We start from the raw sequence: 15,926 nt of genomic DNA on the forward strand, positions 1-15,926 counted from the left end.
ACAAGTGCTAAAATAAAGAGTACAGCTATTAATTTCAGAATGCAAGTACTAGATGTCTTGTAATTTTTACCTGTTCGCAAATTTTGCTTGTAGCAGCGATATTTCTTCTGTTCACAGAGTTATAAATTTGTATAGCTAAGCCACTATAAAACATACTGGATCAAAGAAATAGTGATACACAGGAATCTACCGTAAATATTAAAGTAGCTGTCTCGTAAAGTATACTTTACGAGACTCATAAAACTCTTGTCTTAATTTATGTCTCATTATATTATTCTTATAACCTTTAAAAGATTATGAGACATTAATATGGGATTTTGGTGTTCAGAATAATCTTAAGAATAGATTTTGACTAAACACAAGATTTAAGATAGAGTGAAATTAAATCATCCTTCATGTCTGCTTCAAATGAAATCACAACATCAAAACTTTCAGAAACACCTAAACGGAAACTACAGTAATCAAGAAGCTATTTCATATGCAAATGCAACAGTGCCATTAACGGAAGAGGTGCTAAATCAAGACAATAGAATTTGTTACAAAAAAAGAAGAGAAGAATTAAACAGAAGAGTTAAAAGCATCGTCAAGCAAAAGAAACAAGCAGCAAATGCAAGAAATTAAAACAAAGCATTCAAGTAAAAATATAGATGGAAAGTAGTAGATGCTACTTTCCAAAAAGAATAGTTAGGATTTAGATTTAAGAAGGTTGTTGATTTCAGAGATAGAGAGTCCAGTGACTTTAGAGATAAAAGCGGTATCAGAGCCAGCATTGAGCATATTTTTAGCTACTTCATATTTCCCTTTAGCTTCCCCAATCTGCATGCCTTCGTTTCTACCGATCTGCATGCCTTGAGCAATACCCTCATCAATATATTTATCAGCAATAGTTCTCATTAGTTCCTCTTGATCTTCTTTTTTTAAGTAGCTAGCTATAATCTTAGCTAGTTCTACTTGTTTTTCTTCATCTACCTTAGCATCACTATACCACAATAACCACTTTATGTAAATGTATCCATTTTTCTTATCTATTTCAATACTACTTTCAAACTTCTCAAGTATACTTTGCCATAGATTTAAGATATCACGAGCTTTGATATGTTTAAGCATATACTCCATCATACCAAGATGTTTCTTTTTCTCTATTTCATCATCACTTTGTTTCTGTAAATCAACAAGTAAGTATTCATGCGACATTAAAGCTTTAGCAGTAATGCTATCTTCAAATAATTCCCAGAAGCTCCTTGGAGCATTATAAGGCTTATCATTTGCATATACTACTATAGGACATATTAGAGGGAGTTTACCTCTTTTCTGTTTGTTCGTCTTATTTACGTCTTTATGTCTTTTACATAATAAAAGCATATACTGCCAAAGTCTGAAAGCAATCCAGTAATCACTACTAGACTGATGCTCTATAAGGACGTAAACGTAGGCTTTGTCATTATCTACATTATCAGTAGCACTATCTTTAATATTATTCTTGTTTAAAGAAACAGAATAAACCACATCGCTGAACTTCTTTCGCAAAGAATCAGTAACAAAGCTTTCTTGCTCTATCTTAATACTATTTAGATTAATTCTGTCCTTAAATGATACTGGCAAATAATACTCTAGAAACTCACGAGCAGCTACAGGCTCACTCATGACCTTTTTAAATAGCTCGTCATGTTTTGGTTTTTCAATAGGGCTACTATCTGAATCTATTTGCTCCTTATTGCTATTTTGCTCTGTAGTCTGGGATATACTTAAAGCTTTAGATCCTACAGGAAAATTATCATTTTTGTTCATTATGATAGTTGTTTTTTTATTTATGGCAAATAACTAGGCATATCACCCATAATATTTATATCCTGTATGCTTGATTCTTCTACGTTTGTGTCATTATATATATTACTGAATAATACATATAATCCCCAAAATAATTCTCCTGTGCCAAGTACAGCTGTAAAGCCACTACAATAATACTGTAATATTGAAAGAGTAGTGGAGCATCTATCAGTCTCTATCAAGTTATTATCTAATTCAGGTATTGTGATTACAGTATCATCACAGTAATCATTATCAGAGGACTTTGTTTTAATTATTGGTTTATACATATTTTGTCCTTAAATTTCATTCTTAGCTGAGAATACTATCGTTTTTGTCTAAATCTTTTATATTTTTAGGCTTCTTAGCAAACTTCGGCTTATTAATTATAGTCGGTATTTCTGTTTTAGTCACTAGCGTTGCTGGTGATCCATCAAGGTTGTACCTTTGTGCACCTTCTACCAATTTCTCTTTATACTTAAAACTACCACAATATCTATGAAAAAATCTACTTAATTGATTATTCGGAAATTGTCCATTTAATATTTTCTTTAGTTCAAGATCTATACCTATAGCAAGAGGCTTCGGCTCTTCTGAGAACAATGCTGGAAAATCAGCTTGCAACTTAGTTAAGATACTAAAATATTCCTTTTTACGTCTCTTAATCTTGTCTTTTAAGATTGCTTCAGGACTTGCTACTATCTGCTCGTTTGCTGCTTTTTTGTTACTTGCAGTAGCATCTTGTTTCTTACTGTTCTTTACCGTCTTACTGCTGCCTTTAGTAGCAGCTGTAGACACATCTTTTTTGTCAGATATTGCAGGTGAATTACCTAAATCTTTGACATCGCTTTTAGGTTTTTCAAAGACTACCACTTTTTTAAGAGTAGGACCTACAACTAATGGGCTTGCATTAGTATTTAGCGTTAGTGGTTTTGCTGCTAAATTAAGCTTCAGCTTAGGTTTTGCGGTGTTTTTTAGTGTATTCATATACTGTTCTTTCTAATCAGTTTTTTTGCGTAATTTAGACTTATTAGCAATAGTTAGAAACTCTTTAATAATAGGATGGTCTTTATTATCTTTATTAGTAACAAATTTTAGAAACCCAATCAACAATTTGTCGTCAATATCAATGGCAGAAAATCTATTAAAGATATTAAATAACTCTTCTTTTCTTTTAGTTAGAAGGGTGGTTAACTGTACATTTAACTCCGCTTCAATCTTCTTAATACGTTGTTGTTTAATTTTTGCAAGGTTAGCAATCTTAGTACTAGTTGCGAGTGGTTTTGTAGCCATATGAAATATATTTGTATTACCTAATATATACAGTATATTAAAACCAGAAAAATAACTCTAGAAAAAAGAGATACATACGTCAATGATCTATAATAAAAGTGCAAAATAAACCATTCTTTCTTACAGATATAGCGGGGGAGCATGAGGGGGGTGGCAAGCCCCCTCGTATACTAAACTTTAGAAGTTTAAAAATTATGAGTTATAATTCAGAAACAGTAAGTGAATTATGATGCCATGTAAATGTTGCACATATTACACTCATTGTTGATAGCTTGCGGCAGCAAGGTAATAGTGTTGCTTAGAGAATCTAAAGACCCGTACGGGTCTTTCCAATACTCCCCCCTCTGCCTATCCATCCTTACCCATCCCTCTATCTTCTTCCATACTCAAGAATTTGTTGCTTCCCACCTTGCACCTATCTATACTAGTTTACAGTAAAGAAGAAGCGAGTAGTAGAAAAGCCTGCGGCAGGCTCTCATTGAGTGAAGATAGAAAGTAAGAACCAGCGTAGAACATCGAGAAAGATTGTTTGTACGCATAGCAGCACAACAAAAATGGAAAAAATAAAACAACAAAAAGAGCAAAAGAAAGACAAGGAATGAGCAAGAAAAAAGAGATCAAATTAAGAGTAAGCGAAGATTTGTATAATAGTCTTAAAGCTAATATGTCTAATCAACGTGTATCAGTAAATAGAGCAATAGTAGAGTTATTAAAACAACAAATAACCATTACGGACTCACCGTTACTTAGAGATAAAAAAAAATAAAACTGTACAAAATATCACAGAAAAAAGAATAAGATTTACTGAAGAAGAGGTGCAAATACTTCAGCAATACGCACAAGCAAACGGATGGAAGTTAACGCAAGAAATAAGATATCGCGTAATAGGAAGTCTCAGCAAAAAAGGTAAAATAAGCGGCGAAGAGATGCGTGAAATAAAAGAGAATAGGAATGCAATTAATGCATTGGGACGCAACATTAATAGAATAATTAGAGAGGATCGTATAGTAGATCAAGAAGGTAAAAATGTATGTAAAGATTTATTAGGTCATATACTCAAATTAAATAAGCAAATAGAGAAAATAATTCAAGAAAGTGAAGGGCGATTTTTAGTTAATAAGAAGTCAAAATAGGTATAATATAAATGGGAGTATATGTAGAGAAAGAATGGAGGTATAGGAAAAGTAAAAATGCAAGTGAATCTGCATTTTCATATAAAATAAATCAAATCAGAAAAGGCAACACAAGTAGCGGCAGAAAAGGTAGTATAGAGGTATTTGTAAAGTTTACAAAAGGTGCTAAATCAAGAGCTGGTATTCGTAACGCAATAAAGTATATTAGCAGAGATTATAAGTTAGAATTATTAGATTCCGAAGGGCTTAAACAAAGTAGCAAGGAAGATATAGAAGATACAATAAGATTTATGCAAATGCATACATCTCTACCACAAAAATACGGTGTTGATTTAACAAAGAGTTTAACGTTTTCACCACCGAAGATAGCTGGTGTGTCAAAGGAGCATACATTAGAAGCAGTAAGAAAGACATTAACGTCAATGTACCCTGATAATTATTTCGTGGTGGGATATCATACAGATACTAAAAACCCACATGTTCACGTAATAATCAATGTGAGCAAATCAGATGGTACTAGAATTCGAATTAGCGGTGACAAAGATTATGATGAGATGAAGCAGCGGTTTGCAAATAAACTTAAAAATTACGGATATGACGTTAAGTCAACCATTAAGAAAGAAGAAATACGCGAGGAATGGAAAGAGTTAATATCTAAGACCAATAGAAATGAATATGAGGTAGTAGAATTTGGAAGCAGCAGCTACCAGCTAGATAAAACTAAAGATCGCAACCATTACCTTGTCTATAGGACTAATAATGGCAAAGAAGTGACTGTATGGGGCAAGGAGATAATTTCCGAGATAAAGAACAATGATGTACGAGTAGGTGACAAAATCAAACTCAAGAAAATAGGCACAAGAGATATTAAAGTACCTGTATATTCTAAAGATGGTAGTGAGATTGTGTCATGGAAAGATGCTAAGCGGAATATTTGGGAAATTACGAATCTAAGTCGTGATATAGAGATCAAGCCAGAGACTGATGAGGATAAGTTCGCTAAAATTAAGTTAGATGGTGATATAAGGCAACAAATGCAGATGAAATCACGAGAAGAGCTCACCCATGAGAAAAATATGTTACTAAATCCAGAATATAAGCAAAAATATGAGGAAGAACAAAAGTTAAAAATTAAACAGAAACATATATTTAAATTTTAAAAGGAAAGTCATTTATGAAAAAAATAACCCATATTCCTATAGAACAGGTGTTTCCACGTGCATTTTCGGATAACACAGGTATTTATATTACACAGAACACAATACATCAAGTAGAAGGGTATACTATAGATCCATTTCCTGCATCAGAACATAATCGTAATCATTATGATAGTCGTGATGATACTAAGATTAAGTACCTGATCATGCATTACACGGTATCCGATTTCCCAAGCAGTATAAACACATTTACTACCGATCAAGCCAGTAACCGTGTTAGTGCACATTACGTTATTACTGAAAAAGAAGATGATGTATCTGGAGGACAAGTAATTCAAGTAGTTCATGACAAAGATAGGGCATGGCATGCTGGGCTTAGTACTTGGGGCAATGAAAAAAATCTAAATGCAGCTTCTTTGGGTATTGAACATGTTAACAGGGGATTCACTAGTGAGTCCAATACTGAAGAAAGAACATGGTACGCATTTGATAAACAACAGGTGTTAGCATCAGGGATGATAAGTCAAGATATTGTAAAAGAATATGATATATGTCCAACCCATGTTTTAGGACATGCTGATATTGCACCGTCTAGGAAACAGGATCCTGGGATTCTATTTCCTTGGGAACAGTTCTATTCTACTTATAAGGTAGGTGCTTGGTTAGATAAAGATGAAATGAATCCAGAGGAGATTATATCACGATATGATCCGAAAGAACCATGTCCTGATGAGGTAAATCTTTCTTTGTTTTTAAAAATGTTAAATTCGTATGGATATGATAGTAGTTCTAGTATAGAGAGTGTTGTTACAGCATTTAAAGCACATTTTTCTGCTAACCAACAACCTGAACTTTATAATTCCACATTGAGTATCACTGATATGTACTGGGCATGGGCATTAAATGCAAAATATTATCCTGACACTGATATTGAATTAGTAGGTGAGTGATGCTTACAAAGAGATGTATTTCTATAACTTAATCGCAAGTTCATGTTTACTCATGGCAATACCGAGTTCTTCTTTAGTTGGTAGCTTATTGCCTTGAGTATAGAGCCGCAGCGTAGGAGACAAACTAATCAGCTTCTTCATAAAATGAGGTGCAATAGTTGACATTTGATATTACATTTAATAAAAATAATGTATTAAAAAATACAGATAAAAAATGGAGGGTCACAATGAACTTAAAATCAAAAAATAATAAAGCCAAAAATAGGTTTACTTGAATTAGCTAAGAGTCTTGGTAGCATATAATCAGCATGTAAAGTGATGGGCTATAGTAGAGATAGTTATTACAGATTTAAAGAACTGTATGAAACTGGTGGCGAAGAAGCGTTGTATGAAATTAGTCGAAGAAAACCAATAATAGCGAATAGAGTTGATCCAGCGATAGAGAAGGCAGTAATGGATATGGCAATAGAATATCCAGCATATGGTCAGCTAAGAGTATCAAATGAGCTAAAAAAGACTGGTGTTCTTGTATCACCTGGGGGAGTAAGATCAATTTGGTTACGTAATGATTTAAACAATATCAGTAAAAGGCTTAAAGCATTAGAAGCAAAGATGGCTCAGGATAGTATTATTCTTACAGAATCACAGTTACAAGTACTAGAGAAGCGTCGTAATGAAAAAGAAGCTCATGGTGAGATTGACACACAGCATCCAGGCTATTTAGGATGCCAAGATACATATTATGTAGGCAACTTTAAAGGAATAGGTAAAGTTTATTCTCAGCTATTTATTGACAATTACAGCAGAGTAGCTGATGCAAAACTATATACTGATAAAACCGCTATTACTGCTGCTGATATGCTTAATGACCGGGTGTTACCATGGTATGAGAGCCAAGGTATACCAATACTGCGTATTCTTACAGATCGTGGGTCAGAATATAAGGGCAATATAGAGCATCATGCTTTTGAGTTATTTCTTAGCATAGAAGGTATAGAACATACTACAACTAAGGCATATTCTCCACAAACAAAAAACAAATGGTATGTGTGAGCGTTTTAATAAGACCATGAAACAAGAATTCTTTGATACAGCAATGCGGAAAAAGATTTATACAGATCTTGATGATTTACAATTAGAACTTGATATTTGGTTAGAGTATTTCGATAATGAAAGACCTCATTCTGGGAAATATTGTTATGGTAAAACTCCTATGCAGACCTTCAAGGATAGTAAGAAATTAGCTATTGAAAAGAATAATGAAATCTTATATCTTGAATACTCATCTGACAGTCATAACTTATCAGACATTCAGATATAATTTTTATAGTGTCTGTAAGATTAAATCTTGACTTCTACATCTCGAGATATTAAAACACCATACGTTATATGGAAGAGAGATAACAAGCACTGCAAGAATTGCCAAAATGAATATGATTTTGCACGGCGACGGTCATAGTGGAATTCAGCAAGTAAATAGTTTAGAGAATCCTGAATATAGTAACCCTTTAACTAATAAGCAGTTAAAATTTGATATCATCGTTACTAATATGCCATTTTCCCAAGAAATCACTAAAAAAACGATTCAAAACAGTAAAACTGTAACAGAAAATCATATAGCCCCTCTTTATTATAATGGGATTGCAAAAAATAACGGTGATGCTGCTTGTGTTTTACATTGTCTACAAAGTCTAAAAGAGGGTGGTAGAATGGCATTAGTAGTACCTGAAGGATTTTTATTCAGAAGAGATACTGCCTCTGTCCGACAACTTTTATTATCAAAAGCACAATTACAAGCGGTTATTTCGCTGCCGAAAGGTACTTTTTTACCATATACTGGCGTGAAGACATCTATACTTTATTTTACCGATGCACATAAACCAAATAATCAAAAAGAATATTGGTTTTATGAAGTCAAAAATATTGGTGTTACCTTAGACAATAAAAAAAAGAAAAATTAAAGGAATAAACGATTTAGATAAAATTTACTCCTCTGATATTAATAAGATCTCTAAGAACCTTAGGTTAAAAGCTAATATGCTTGAACTTGGTTTTGAAATTATAGATTTAGAGAAGGTGAGAAATAATAATTATAATTTGGTTGGTTCTTCATATAGAAAAATAATAAAGAATAAAGATATAAAGTCTTTTTTTGATTTACTAGAAGATGGAGTAATAACGGGTAAAAAAGGTAACATGATTACCAAGAATACTGCTAATAACGGGAATATTCCGGTAATAGCAGCTGGACAAACCAGCCCATATTCACACAATCAATATAATTTTAGTGGTAATATAATTACTATTTCTTCATCAGGGGCATATGCAGGATATGTTTGGTATCATAACTCGCCAATTTGGGCTTCAGACTGTAGTGTAGTCTATTCAACTAATGAAAAATTGCTGTTAACTAAATATCTATATTATATTTTAAAGTCTCAACAAAATATAATATATCAAAAACAATCCGGATCAGGTCAGCCCCACGTTTATTTGAAAGATTTAAAGAATTTGCAAATCCCTTTACATTCTCTTGAAGAACAACAAAAAATTGTTGAGGAGTTGAATAGTTATCAACAAATACATAGATGGAGCAAAACAGATAATAGATAGTTGGAAACCTAATATTAGAGTAAAGGAAGAATGGGAGATTATTAAGCTTAATGATATTTGTAAAAATATTGTTGCTGGAGGAGATTGCCCAGATAACTATTCCAATATTCCTATTTATTCAAATGGCACTGATGAAAATGCTTTGTATGGTTATGGTGATAAAGCTAGAATAACTGAAGATAGTTTAACTATTAGTGCAAGAGGAACTATTGGACATATCTCTATTAGAAAAGCTCCATTTTTGCCTATTGTTAGATTAATTACAGTTACCCCGAATTTAGAAAAGGTTAATTTAAAGTTTCTTAAACTTGCTTTAAATAAAAGCTTAATTATAAGTACAGGTAGTGCAACTCAACAACTAACTGTGCCTATGGCTAAAGATATTATAGTGGCATTGCCTCCTCTTGCAGAACAGCAAATCATAGTAGAGCAAATAGAAAAAGAAGAAGCTATTATTGAGCAAAACAAAGAATTGATTAAAATTATGGAAACAAGAATAGAAGCTAGATTGCAGAGTCTTTATGAGAAATAATTATTCGCATGTGATAAGGATACTTAGCGAAGGATGTGGGATTAAGAGGGTGGAGTATAAGTCTTAGTAGATAGTATTAATACGACCATAATTGCAAAAAACAGAGACCCTTCAGCAACTATTAGAAAAATACACATAATGTACTGGTCGCGGTCGCGACCAGTATTACGAATATAATTCAATTAGTGATGCGACCAATCATTACATCTATTGAAATATCAAAATAATTTGCTAATGATATTATCATATGAGAATTAATAGAATGCCTCGGAGAATTGTCTTGTAAAAATTTCGTAAGGGCATTTTTACTAAAACCAATATCAAGTCCTAGTGCATAAGGACTAATAGACAATAAATGAATTTTAGTATTAATGAAATTTTTTAAGTTATTTGATATATCAGTAGGTTGTAATTTCTTAAATTCAGGGGCATTTCTTTTACATACAATATATTGATCTCTGCCTACCATTTCGTCTATAGAACACTGAAAAAAATCAGCAATTTTTAATAATGTTGTTATTTCATAATTACTACGTTTCACATTTAAGATTTTACTGATAGTTTGATATGGTATACCACTCAGTTTGGAGAAAGTGAAACGGGACATACTATTTATAGCGAGTCTATGCTGTAAGAATGACTGTATTATTTTAGATAAACACATGTTTATAATATCCTTATAAATTATAACGGAACTATTGTATATTTTTCTTGACACATAAAAATATATTTAATAAAGTAGAGATATGAGGTAGAGGAATTAGCTGATAATAAAGTAGAAACTACCTTATAAAAAGAAAAACCAGTAAACACGAAAACTTTGGTCGGTTGTGTGTTTACTGGTAAATGAAAAACCCATAAATAAATATGAGGTCATTTATGAATATATCACAGAATGTATGTGGAGGCAATAGTAGTAGAGTAGTACCTGCTCATTTTGCTCATTCCCCTAAAGCTTTAGCTAGTGCTACTTCTCGGAACGCTAGAAACTCTTGTGCGTTGCCACAAAAACCTCATTCACAAAAAAGCACAAAATATAAAACTAAATCTAGAGCTGCAAGATTAGTTAGTATATCTCATGACCATAATAACCAATCCTTATCAGAATCATTCACTTCTAAAACAATCACAGTACTAATTAGTTTTTTAAAACTCAGCAAATATGATGATGCGTGGCTAAAGCTAGGCAAGCAATTACTGCTGCTGCATAAATCTCAAAATAAGCAAAAATTCTATAGATCTGCATTATGTTGCTTTAAGTCATCAATCAAAGCTCATCCTGATAATTACGTAGCATATTACTTTGGCGGAATAACATTGTGTCTTCTTGGAAGGTACAAAGAAGCAATCAGGATGTTTTGGTCTAGTCTTCGTAAGAATACAGAAACAAGTACTGCACTAATGCATACATTATCAGAGATGTTAAGCATTACAGAAGGTATTAGGCTTGCTACAGGAGGTGAGGATGTAAATGGTATTGGTAATAGTGATTCAGCTATGCAGCAAGGTTCTTCATCAAATAACAGAGATTCAATATTTAATAAAAATCTAGACAAGTTAGAGATGGCAATCATCAGAAAACTTCAAAGATGCAAAATAGAAGGAGCAGTAGGTAATAGTATGGCTAAAGCACAAGAGCAGGCAGACGAGACTTGGAGCAAATATTTTGAGCTAGGGATGTATTGGTATGGAAGAGAGCAGGGGAATCATAAGGCACTCATGTATTTTAGAAGATGCCTGCAACTAAACCCTGCAAATGAACAAGCAAATTATTATGTTGGTCTGATACTGCAAAAGCAGGGTAGATAACATGAGAGCTTAGAGGCATACAAAAGAGCAATATCATTAAGATCTGACAAGGGGTTTTATTACTATATGGCATCGCAAGTTTATACGGATTTAGAAGAATCTAAGGAAGCAATAGAGATGATAGATAAGGCAATAGCCTTATCACCTAAAGATATAGCGTATAGGAATATGAAAGAGCAAATATTTAGAGCATTGGGAATAGAAAAGGATTTAGTGGATATAGTAGATTACTGGTGAATTACCTAAGGTTTAAATAAGCAGTCAGTTTAATTAAGAAATCAATTATAGAGGATGGGCAATGAAAAAAAGAAATGAACAAGAAGCATTCAAACTCTTAACAAGTAGACAATTATTGGCATTGTATAGGAGTTATTTTAGAGCTGGAGAACTAAAATATGCATCTCCAGTTTTAGAGTATTTGTTGGAATCGACATATAGTGATGCAGAAAGGTATTTTGAGAAAGCGGTTGTATTAAAAGAGATACTTAGAACAGAAGAAGCACTTGAAGCGTGTGATAAGGCAATAGAGCTAAAGCCTGATTATACAGAAGCTTACGCTCTAAGAGCAAAAATAATATTACATATACCTCAACAATATGAAGAAGCGATCAAAGCCTATGATAAGGTCATAGAACTTAATCCTAATTTTCAGGACGTGTATTTAAACAAAGGATGGTGTTTAACTGAGATTGGAAGATATGGGGAAGCAGTAGAATGTTTTAATATTGGCATCGGAAAGGATGAATATAGTGAAGAATTATACGCAAGTAAGGCTTGGGTTCTTTTGCAAGAATTAAATCAAAAAGATGAGGAAGCTTTGCAAGCGTATAAGAAAGCAATTGAGCTAAGTCCCAAAGACAATATTTATTATTTTTTTGCCGCTCAAATATTAAAAGAATTAGGGCGAGATGAGGAGGCTATAGCAATGATAGATGAAGCAATAGCGTTAGAACCTACTATGAAGGAATGCATTTTATATTGTTTTAAGAATGATGATTTTGACTATGCGGTGACATTAAGGAAGCGAGAGTGCATGAAGCTAACAAAAGCATATTTTCGTAAATAGCAAAATATTATTGAACAAAGTGAGAGGAACATATGAACAATAAGAATTATGTGCAAAGAAGCAGTATGAGATTGAGCGAAGAGGAGCAAAAAACATGTTTTAAGAAAGGTATCGATTATTTAGATCAGGGTAAGTATGAAGAAGCTTTGCAGATATTTGGGATGCTTTTGATGGGAGAGCCAAGAAATGCAAGTCTTCATTATTACAAAGGTAATACACTTCATAAGCTTAAGAGATACGAGGAGGCATTAGCAAGTTTTAAGGCAGCAATAAAGTTAAAGCCATGGGAGGGAGCATATTACTATGGCTTAGCCAGTAGTTATTACGCTGTTGGTAATGGGACTGAAGGGCTTGAGGCTTTACAAAAAGCAGTGTCCGCTCAAGGGAGGCAAGAAGATTTGTACTGTAAACATAATATGCTTGCAGGCTTTAAGAAGGTAGAAAGCGGGAATCAAGGGATGCAATTGAATGTTGTGGCTCACAAAGCAATAGAGCCATGCAGTCATCATAAGCAATATACGAGCCTAAAAGTAGGAGATAATTATAGTTTTGGATTTATGAGATAAGTATGCATACGAATAATTAGACAGAGCCAATATTAGTGATGTTTATCTTATTCCATTTCTCCCCCTTTTTTCTTTTACAGATATAGCGGGGGAGCATGAGGGGGCTAGCATAGCCCCTCTCATATAGTTTTAGTTACACAAGAGAAAGGTAATTAAGGCTTCAGTTTGAAGAACATGAAAACACAGCGAATTAAAAATTAACAAACAACCAAAAGGAGCAACGTAATGTTTAAAATAGCAAGAACAGCAAAACAAATATTTAATGTAGCAAGAAATGTGCCTAAGTCATTACTTTCAAGTATTAACAGTGGGCTTAAATATTGTAGTCAAAGTAAAGGATATATAGAGGATGCAAGCGAAGAATTTAGCTTTTTAAAGGTATTGCCGAGTCAATCAATCAATGCTGCAATTCAAGACAAATTTAAGGTTTTTGCTCCAAATCCTTTGAATATAGCAAAGGTAAAGACTACGCAATTACTAGATTCAGCAGAGATTAGAAAACTAATATATGCAAGATTTGCAGATGAGATAGCAGCTAAGCCAAGTGATGCTGCAGAGAATCAGAATCTTGAGACCAAGAGCCATGCTACAAGAGAGTATGTAAAAACTTTTACCACTTACAATATTGCAGACGAGTTTAAGGAATTAAAGAGCCAAGGATATAATTTTAAGGACCTGAGAAGTGCAATTATAAACCATAACTCATCTCAAAAATCTGAAAATATCTTAAAAAACATCAGTGATAATGGAAGCGGCAAAAGCTTAAGCCAGCGTATGAAAGAGCTGGTGGTATCAGGACATATATCAAGTTACTCGGGTGAGTCAGGCTTAAAGGAAGAAGTAGAAAAGGTAATGCACCAGAAAGCATTAGTGATCGAGGAGTTTATGCAAAGATTAACAGGTGAACTAGAAGAATATAGCATCGAATTACTAGGATAGAGAGGATTAATAGGTATGCAAAACATCACTAAAAACGAAGAATTAATATTCAGTAGTATAGTAAGGTTTGAGAACTTTGACATGCAGCATATTAAGCCAATATTAGCAATCAGCACATTTGAAGAAATCAGGAGGTCTGAAACAAAACCATTTGTTAAATGGGTTAGAGGCAAGAGAAGTTTAAGCAAGGCAATAAGTGTTCGTATGCCAACGAGTTTTAATGATTACTATGAGCCATTTTTAGGAGTAATTATTTCTAATGTATAGAGGTCAAGATTTAATCTTACAGGCACTATAAAAATTATATCTGAATGTCTGATAAGTTATGACTGTCAGATGAGTATTCAAGATATAAGATTTCATTATTCTTTTCAACAGCTAACTTCTTACTATCCTTGAAGGTCTGCATAGGATTTTTACCATAACAATATTTCCCAGAATGAGGTCTTTCATTATTATAATGTTCTAACCAAATATCAAGGTCAAGTTGTAGATCATCAAGATCAGTATAAATCTTTTTACGCATAGCCGTATCAAATAATTCTTGCTTCATAGTTTTATTAAAACGTTCACACATACCATTTGTTTGAGGAGAATATGCTTTAGTAGTGTTATGTTCAATGCCCTCAATGCTTAAGAACAATTCAAAAGCATGATGTTCTATATTTCCTTTATATTCACCACCTCTATCAGTTAGAATACGAAGCACTGGTATTTGCTGACTCTCATACCACGGCAGTACTCTATCATTAAGCATGTCAGCAGCGGTAAGAGCTGTTTTATCAGTATATAATTTAGCATCTGCGACCCTAGTATAGCTATCAATAAATACCTGAGAATATACCTTGCCTATACCTTTAAAATTACCTACATAATATGTATCTTGGCATCCTAGATAACCTGGATGCTGTGTATCAATCTCACCATGGGCTTCTTTTTCGCTACGCCGTTTCTCTAATACTTGTAACTGAGCTTCGTTAAGAACAATACCATCTTGAGCCATCTTTGCTTCTAATGCTTTAAGTCTTTTATTGATATTATTTAAATCATTACGTAGCCAAATCGATCTAACTCCTCCAGGTGATACAAGAATACCAGTCTTTTTAAGCTTATTTGATACTCTCATCTGACCATAAGGCTGGGTATTCTATTGCCATATCTAATACTGCTCTCTCTACTGCTGGTTCAACTCTATTTGCTATAATTGGCTTCTTCCTGCTAATCTCATATAACGCCTCTTCTCCACCAGTTTCATATAGCTCTTTGAACCTATAATAACTGTCCCTGCTGTATCCCATTGCTTTACAGGCGGACGATATACTACCAAGACTCTTAGCTAATTCTAGTAATCCTATTTTTGGCTTTATTATTTTTTGATTTAGATTCATCTCTAATCCTCCATTTAATATTTATCTTATTTTACTAAATGTAAGATTAAATCTCAATTATTGCAAATTAGATTAGCACAATTATCTCATACACAATTACAAGAAGCTACTCATAATAATGAAAATGAGACTGTTTTAGTTGGATCAATGAACCCAGATAATGCCGAAGTATAAATTAAAACAACGATAATCCTTATTCTTTAAATTTTTATGCTGCTTGTAAATTTTGTTGCATGAGAAAACTATTGCTTATATACTGTCGTTTAGCTGTGGTGGTTAGCAAATCGTACACTAGCCCGCACCACTAAAAATATTTATATTTATGATGGACATTCTTCTTTTTGTACATATTACTATTGCAATATTGCTAATTATAGTTATTCTGATGCAGCGTAGCGGATCGGATGGAATTAGTAGTATAAGCGGCAGTAATAATATGGGAGTAGTCAGTGCTAAAACGGTCGGTAATTTTCTTACTAAAAGCACTATAATACTTACAACATTATTTTTAATAAATGCAATAGTACTTGCTAATCTTTCCTCAAAAAAGAAATCTGATTTAGTTTCTAAGATTAATGAAATTGAAGAAAATCAAGCAGAAAATAGTTTACCTATAGCTAAATAGTTATAGCTTTATCTTAGTAATATCTCTCATACTTGTCATTGTCTATCTT

Annotated in this window: 21 protein-coding genes and 2 pseudogenes; 16 read left to right on the forward strand and 7 right to left on the reverse strand. The window is 33.1% G+C overall.

Annotated elements, in window-relative coordinates; translation table 11 throughout:
• Positions 1 to 408: 408 nt before the first annotated feature.
• A complete protein-coding gene (locus ACE38Q_RS00695) occupies positions 409 to 621 on the forward strand; it encodes a hypothetical protein (protein WP_500189692.1) in 213 nt (70 codons plus the stop codon).
• A 63-nt stretch (positions 622 to 684) separates the two neighbouring features.
• On the opposite strand, the gene ACE38Q_RS00700 is transcribed toward ACE38Q_RS00695, so the two are convergent.
• Genes ACE38Q_RS00700 through ACE38Q_RS00715 form a run of 4 tightly spaced genes read right to left on the reverse strand, consistent with a single transcriptional unit; the run spans position 685 to position 3,099 of the window.
• Positions 685 to 1,788 (reverse strand): Rpn family recombination-promoting nuclease/putative transposase, encoded by a 1,104-nt coding sequence (locus ACE38Q_RS00700; protein WP_500189693.1) that lies wholly within the window; start codon positions 1,786 to 1,788, stop codon positions 685 to 687.
• A gap of 20 nt (positions 1,789 to 1,808) precedes the next feature.
• Positions 1,809 to 2,096, reverse strand: coding sequence for a hypothetical protein (locus ACE38Q_RS00705; RefSeq protein ID WP_500189694.1), 288 nt, complete (start codon positions 2,094 to 2,096; stop codon positions 1,809 to 1,811).
• A gap of 22 nt (positions 2,097 to 2,118) precedes the next feature.
• Positions 2,119 to 2,793, reverse strand: coding sequence for a ProQ/FINO family protein (locus ACE38Q_RS00710; RefSeq protein WP_500189695.1), 675 nt, complete (start codon positions 2,791 to 2,793; stop codon positions 2,119 to 2,121).
• 12 nt (positions 2,794 to 2,805) lie between these two features.
• Positions 2,806 to 3,099, reverse strand: a complete 294-nt coding sequence (locus ACE38Q_RS00715) for a hypothetical protein (RefSeq protein ID WP_500189696.1) — start codon at positions 3,097 to 3,099, stop codon at positions 2,806 to 2,808.
• Positions 3,100 to 3,697: 598 nt separating this feature from the next.
• Between ACE38Q_RS00715 and ACE38Q_RS00720 the strand changes: the two genes are divergently transcribed.
• Genes ACE38Q_RS00720 through ACE38Q_RS00735 form a run of 4 tightly spaced genes read left to right on the forward strand, consistent with a single transcriptional unit; the run spans position 3,698 to position 6,339 of the window.
• A complete protein-coding gene (locus ACE38Q_RS00720; protein WP_500189697.1) occupies positions 3,698 to 3,865 on the forward strand; it encodes a hypothetical protein in 168 nt (55 codons plus the stop codon).
• A gap of 49 nt (positions 3,866 to 3,914) precedes the next feature.
• On the forward strand, positions 3,915 to 4,232 hold the full coding sequence (locus tag ACE38Q_RS00725) for a hypothetical protein (RefSeq protein ID WP_500189698.1): 318 nt from the start codon (positions 3,915 to 3,917) through the stop codon (positions 4,230 to 4,232).
• An 11-nt stretch (positions 4,233 to 4,243) separates the two neighbouring features.
• Entirely contained in the window at positions 4,244 to 5,392 is a 1,149-nt protein-coding gene (gene mobP1, locus ACE38Q_RS00730; RefSeq protein WP_500189699.1) for a MobP1 family relaxase, read from the forward strand.
• 14 nt (positions 5,393 to 5,406) lie between these two features.
• On the forward strand, positions 5,407 to 6,339 hold the full coding sequence (locus tag ACE38Q_RS00735) for an N-acetylmuramoyl-L-alanine amidase (protein WP_500189700.1): 933 nt from the start codon (positions 5,407 to 5,409) through the stop codon (positions 6,337 to 6,339).
• Positions 6,340 to 6,360: 21 nt separating this feature from the next.
• On the opposite strand, the gene ACE38Q_RS00740 is transcribed toward ACE38Q_RS00735, so the two are convergent.
• A complete protein-coding gene (locus tag ACE38Q_RS00740) occupies positions 6,361 to 6,504 on the reverse strand; it encodes a hypothetical protein (protein WP_500189701.1) in 144 nt (47 codons plus the stop codon).
• An 81-nt stretch (positions 6,505 to 6,585) separates the two neighbouring features.
• Here ACE38Q_RS00740 and ACE38Q_RS00745 point away from each other — a divergent pair.
• From ACE38Q_RS00745 to ACE38Q_RS00760, 4 genes and pseudogenes are all read left to right on the forward strand, one after another.
• Positions 6,586 to 7,660, forward strand: a pseudogene (locus ACE38Q_RS00745) (IS481 family transposase).
• 106 nt (positions 7,661 to 7,766) lie between these two features.
• Positions 7,767 to 8,300: an HsdM family class I SAM-dependent methyltransferase gene (locus ACE38Q_RS00750; protein ID WP_500189702.1), complete on the forward strand. Its 534-nt coding sequence runs from the start codon at positions 7,767 to 7,769 to the stop codon at positions 8,298 to 8,300.
• A 76-nt stretch (positions 8,301 to 8,376) separates the two neighbouring features.
• Entirely contained in the window at positions 8,377 to 8,952 is a 576-nt protein-coding gene (locus ACE38Q_RS00755; protein WP_500189703.1) for a restriction endonuclease subunit S, read from the forward strand.
• Between the two features lie 37 nt (positions 8,953 to 8,989).
• Positions 8,990 to 9,484, forward strand: coding sequence for a restriction endonuclease subunit S (locus ACE38Q_RS00760; protein ID WP_500191178.1), 495 nt, complete (start codon positions 8,990 to 8,992; stop codon positions 9,482 to 9,484).
• A 178-nt stretch (positions 9,485 to 9,662) separates the two neighbouring features.
• Here ACE38Q_RS00760 and ACE38Q_RS00765 read toward each other — a convergent pair whose 3' ends face one another.
• Complete coding sequence (locus ACE38Q_RS00765) at positions 9,663 to 10,148, reverse strand: helix-turn-helix domain-containing protein (protein ID WP_500189704.1); 486 nt, start codon at positions 10,146 to 10,148, stop codon at positions 9,663 to 9,665.
• A gap of 215 nt (positions 10,149 to 10,363) precedes the next feature.
• Between ACE38Q_RS00765 and ACE38Q_RS00770 the strand changes: the two genes are divergently transcribed.
• The 6 genes from ACE38Q_RS00770 to ACE38Q_RS00795 all read left to right on the forward strand — a co-directional run bounded on the left by ACE38Q_RS00770 (position 10,364) and on the right by ACE38Q_RS00795 (position 14,131).
• A complete protein-coding gene (locus tag ACE38Q_RS00770) occupies positions 10,364 to 11,293 on the forward strand; it encodes a tetratricopeptide repeat protein (RefSeq protein WP_500189705.1) in 930 nt (309 codons plus the stop codon).
• A 66-nt stretch (positions 11,294 to 11,359) separates the two neighbouring features.
• Entirely contained in the window at positions 11,360 to 11,530 is a 171-nt protein-coding gene (locus ACE38Q_RS00775) for a hypothetical protein (protein ID WP_500189706.1), read from the forward strand.
• Positions 11,531 to 11,591: 61 nt separating this feature from the next.
• Positions 11,592 to 12,359 (forward strand): tetratricopeptide repeat protein, encoded by a 768-nt coding sequence (locus ACE38Q_RS00780; RefSeq protein ID WP_500189707.1) that lies wholly within the window; start codon positions 11,592 to 11,594, stop codon positions 12,357 to 12,359.
• A 32-nt stretch (positions 12,360 to 12,391) separates the two neighbouring features.
• Entirely contained in the window at positions 12,392 to 12,925 is a 534-nt protein-coding gene (locus ACE38Q_RS00785) for a tetratricopeptide repeat protein (RefSeq protein WP_500189708.1), read from the forward strand.
• A gap of 225 nt (positions 12,926 to 13,150) precedes the next feature.
• A complete protein-coding gene (locus tag ACE38Q_RS00790) occupies positions 13,151 to 13,864 on the forward strand; it encodes a hypothetical protein (RefSeq protein WP_500189709.1) in 714 nt (237 codons plus the stop codon).
• A gap of 15 nt (positions 13,865 to 13,879) precedes the next feature.
• Positions 13,880 to 14,131, forward strand: a complete 252-nt coding sequence (locus tag ACE38Q_RS00795) for a hypothetical protein (RefSeq protein WP_500189710.1) — start codon at positions 13,880 to 13,882, stop codon at positions 14,129 to 14,131.
• A gap of 34 nt (positions 14,132 to 14,165) precedes the next feature.
• Here ACE38Q_RS00795 and ACE38Q_RS00800 read toward each other — a convergent pair.
• Positions 14,166 to 15,252, reverse strand: a pseudogene (locus ACE38Q_RS00800) (IS481 family transposase).
• A 322-nt stretch (positions 15,253 to 15,574) separates the two neighbouring features.
• Here ACE38Q_RS00800 and secG point away from each other — a divergent pair.
• Positions 15,575 to 15,877 (forward strand): preprotein translocase subunit SecG, encoded by a 303-nt coding sequence (gene secG / locus ACE38Q_RS00805; protein WP_500189711.1) that lies wholly within the window; start codon positions 15,575 to 15,577, stop codon positions 15,875 to 15,877.
• The last annotated feature ends 49 nt before the right edge of the window (positions 15,878 to 15,926 follow it).

This window comes from Rickettsia endosymbiont of Thecocarcelia acutangulata (assembly GCF_964263195.1).
GTDB classification, from domain to species: domain Bacteria; phylum Pseudomonadota; class Alphaproteobacteria; order Rickettsiales; family Rickettsiaceae; genus Rickettsia; species Rickettsia felis.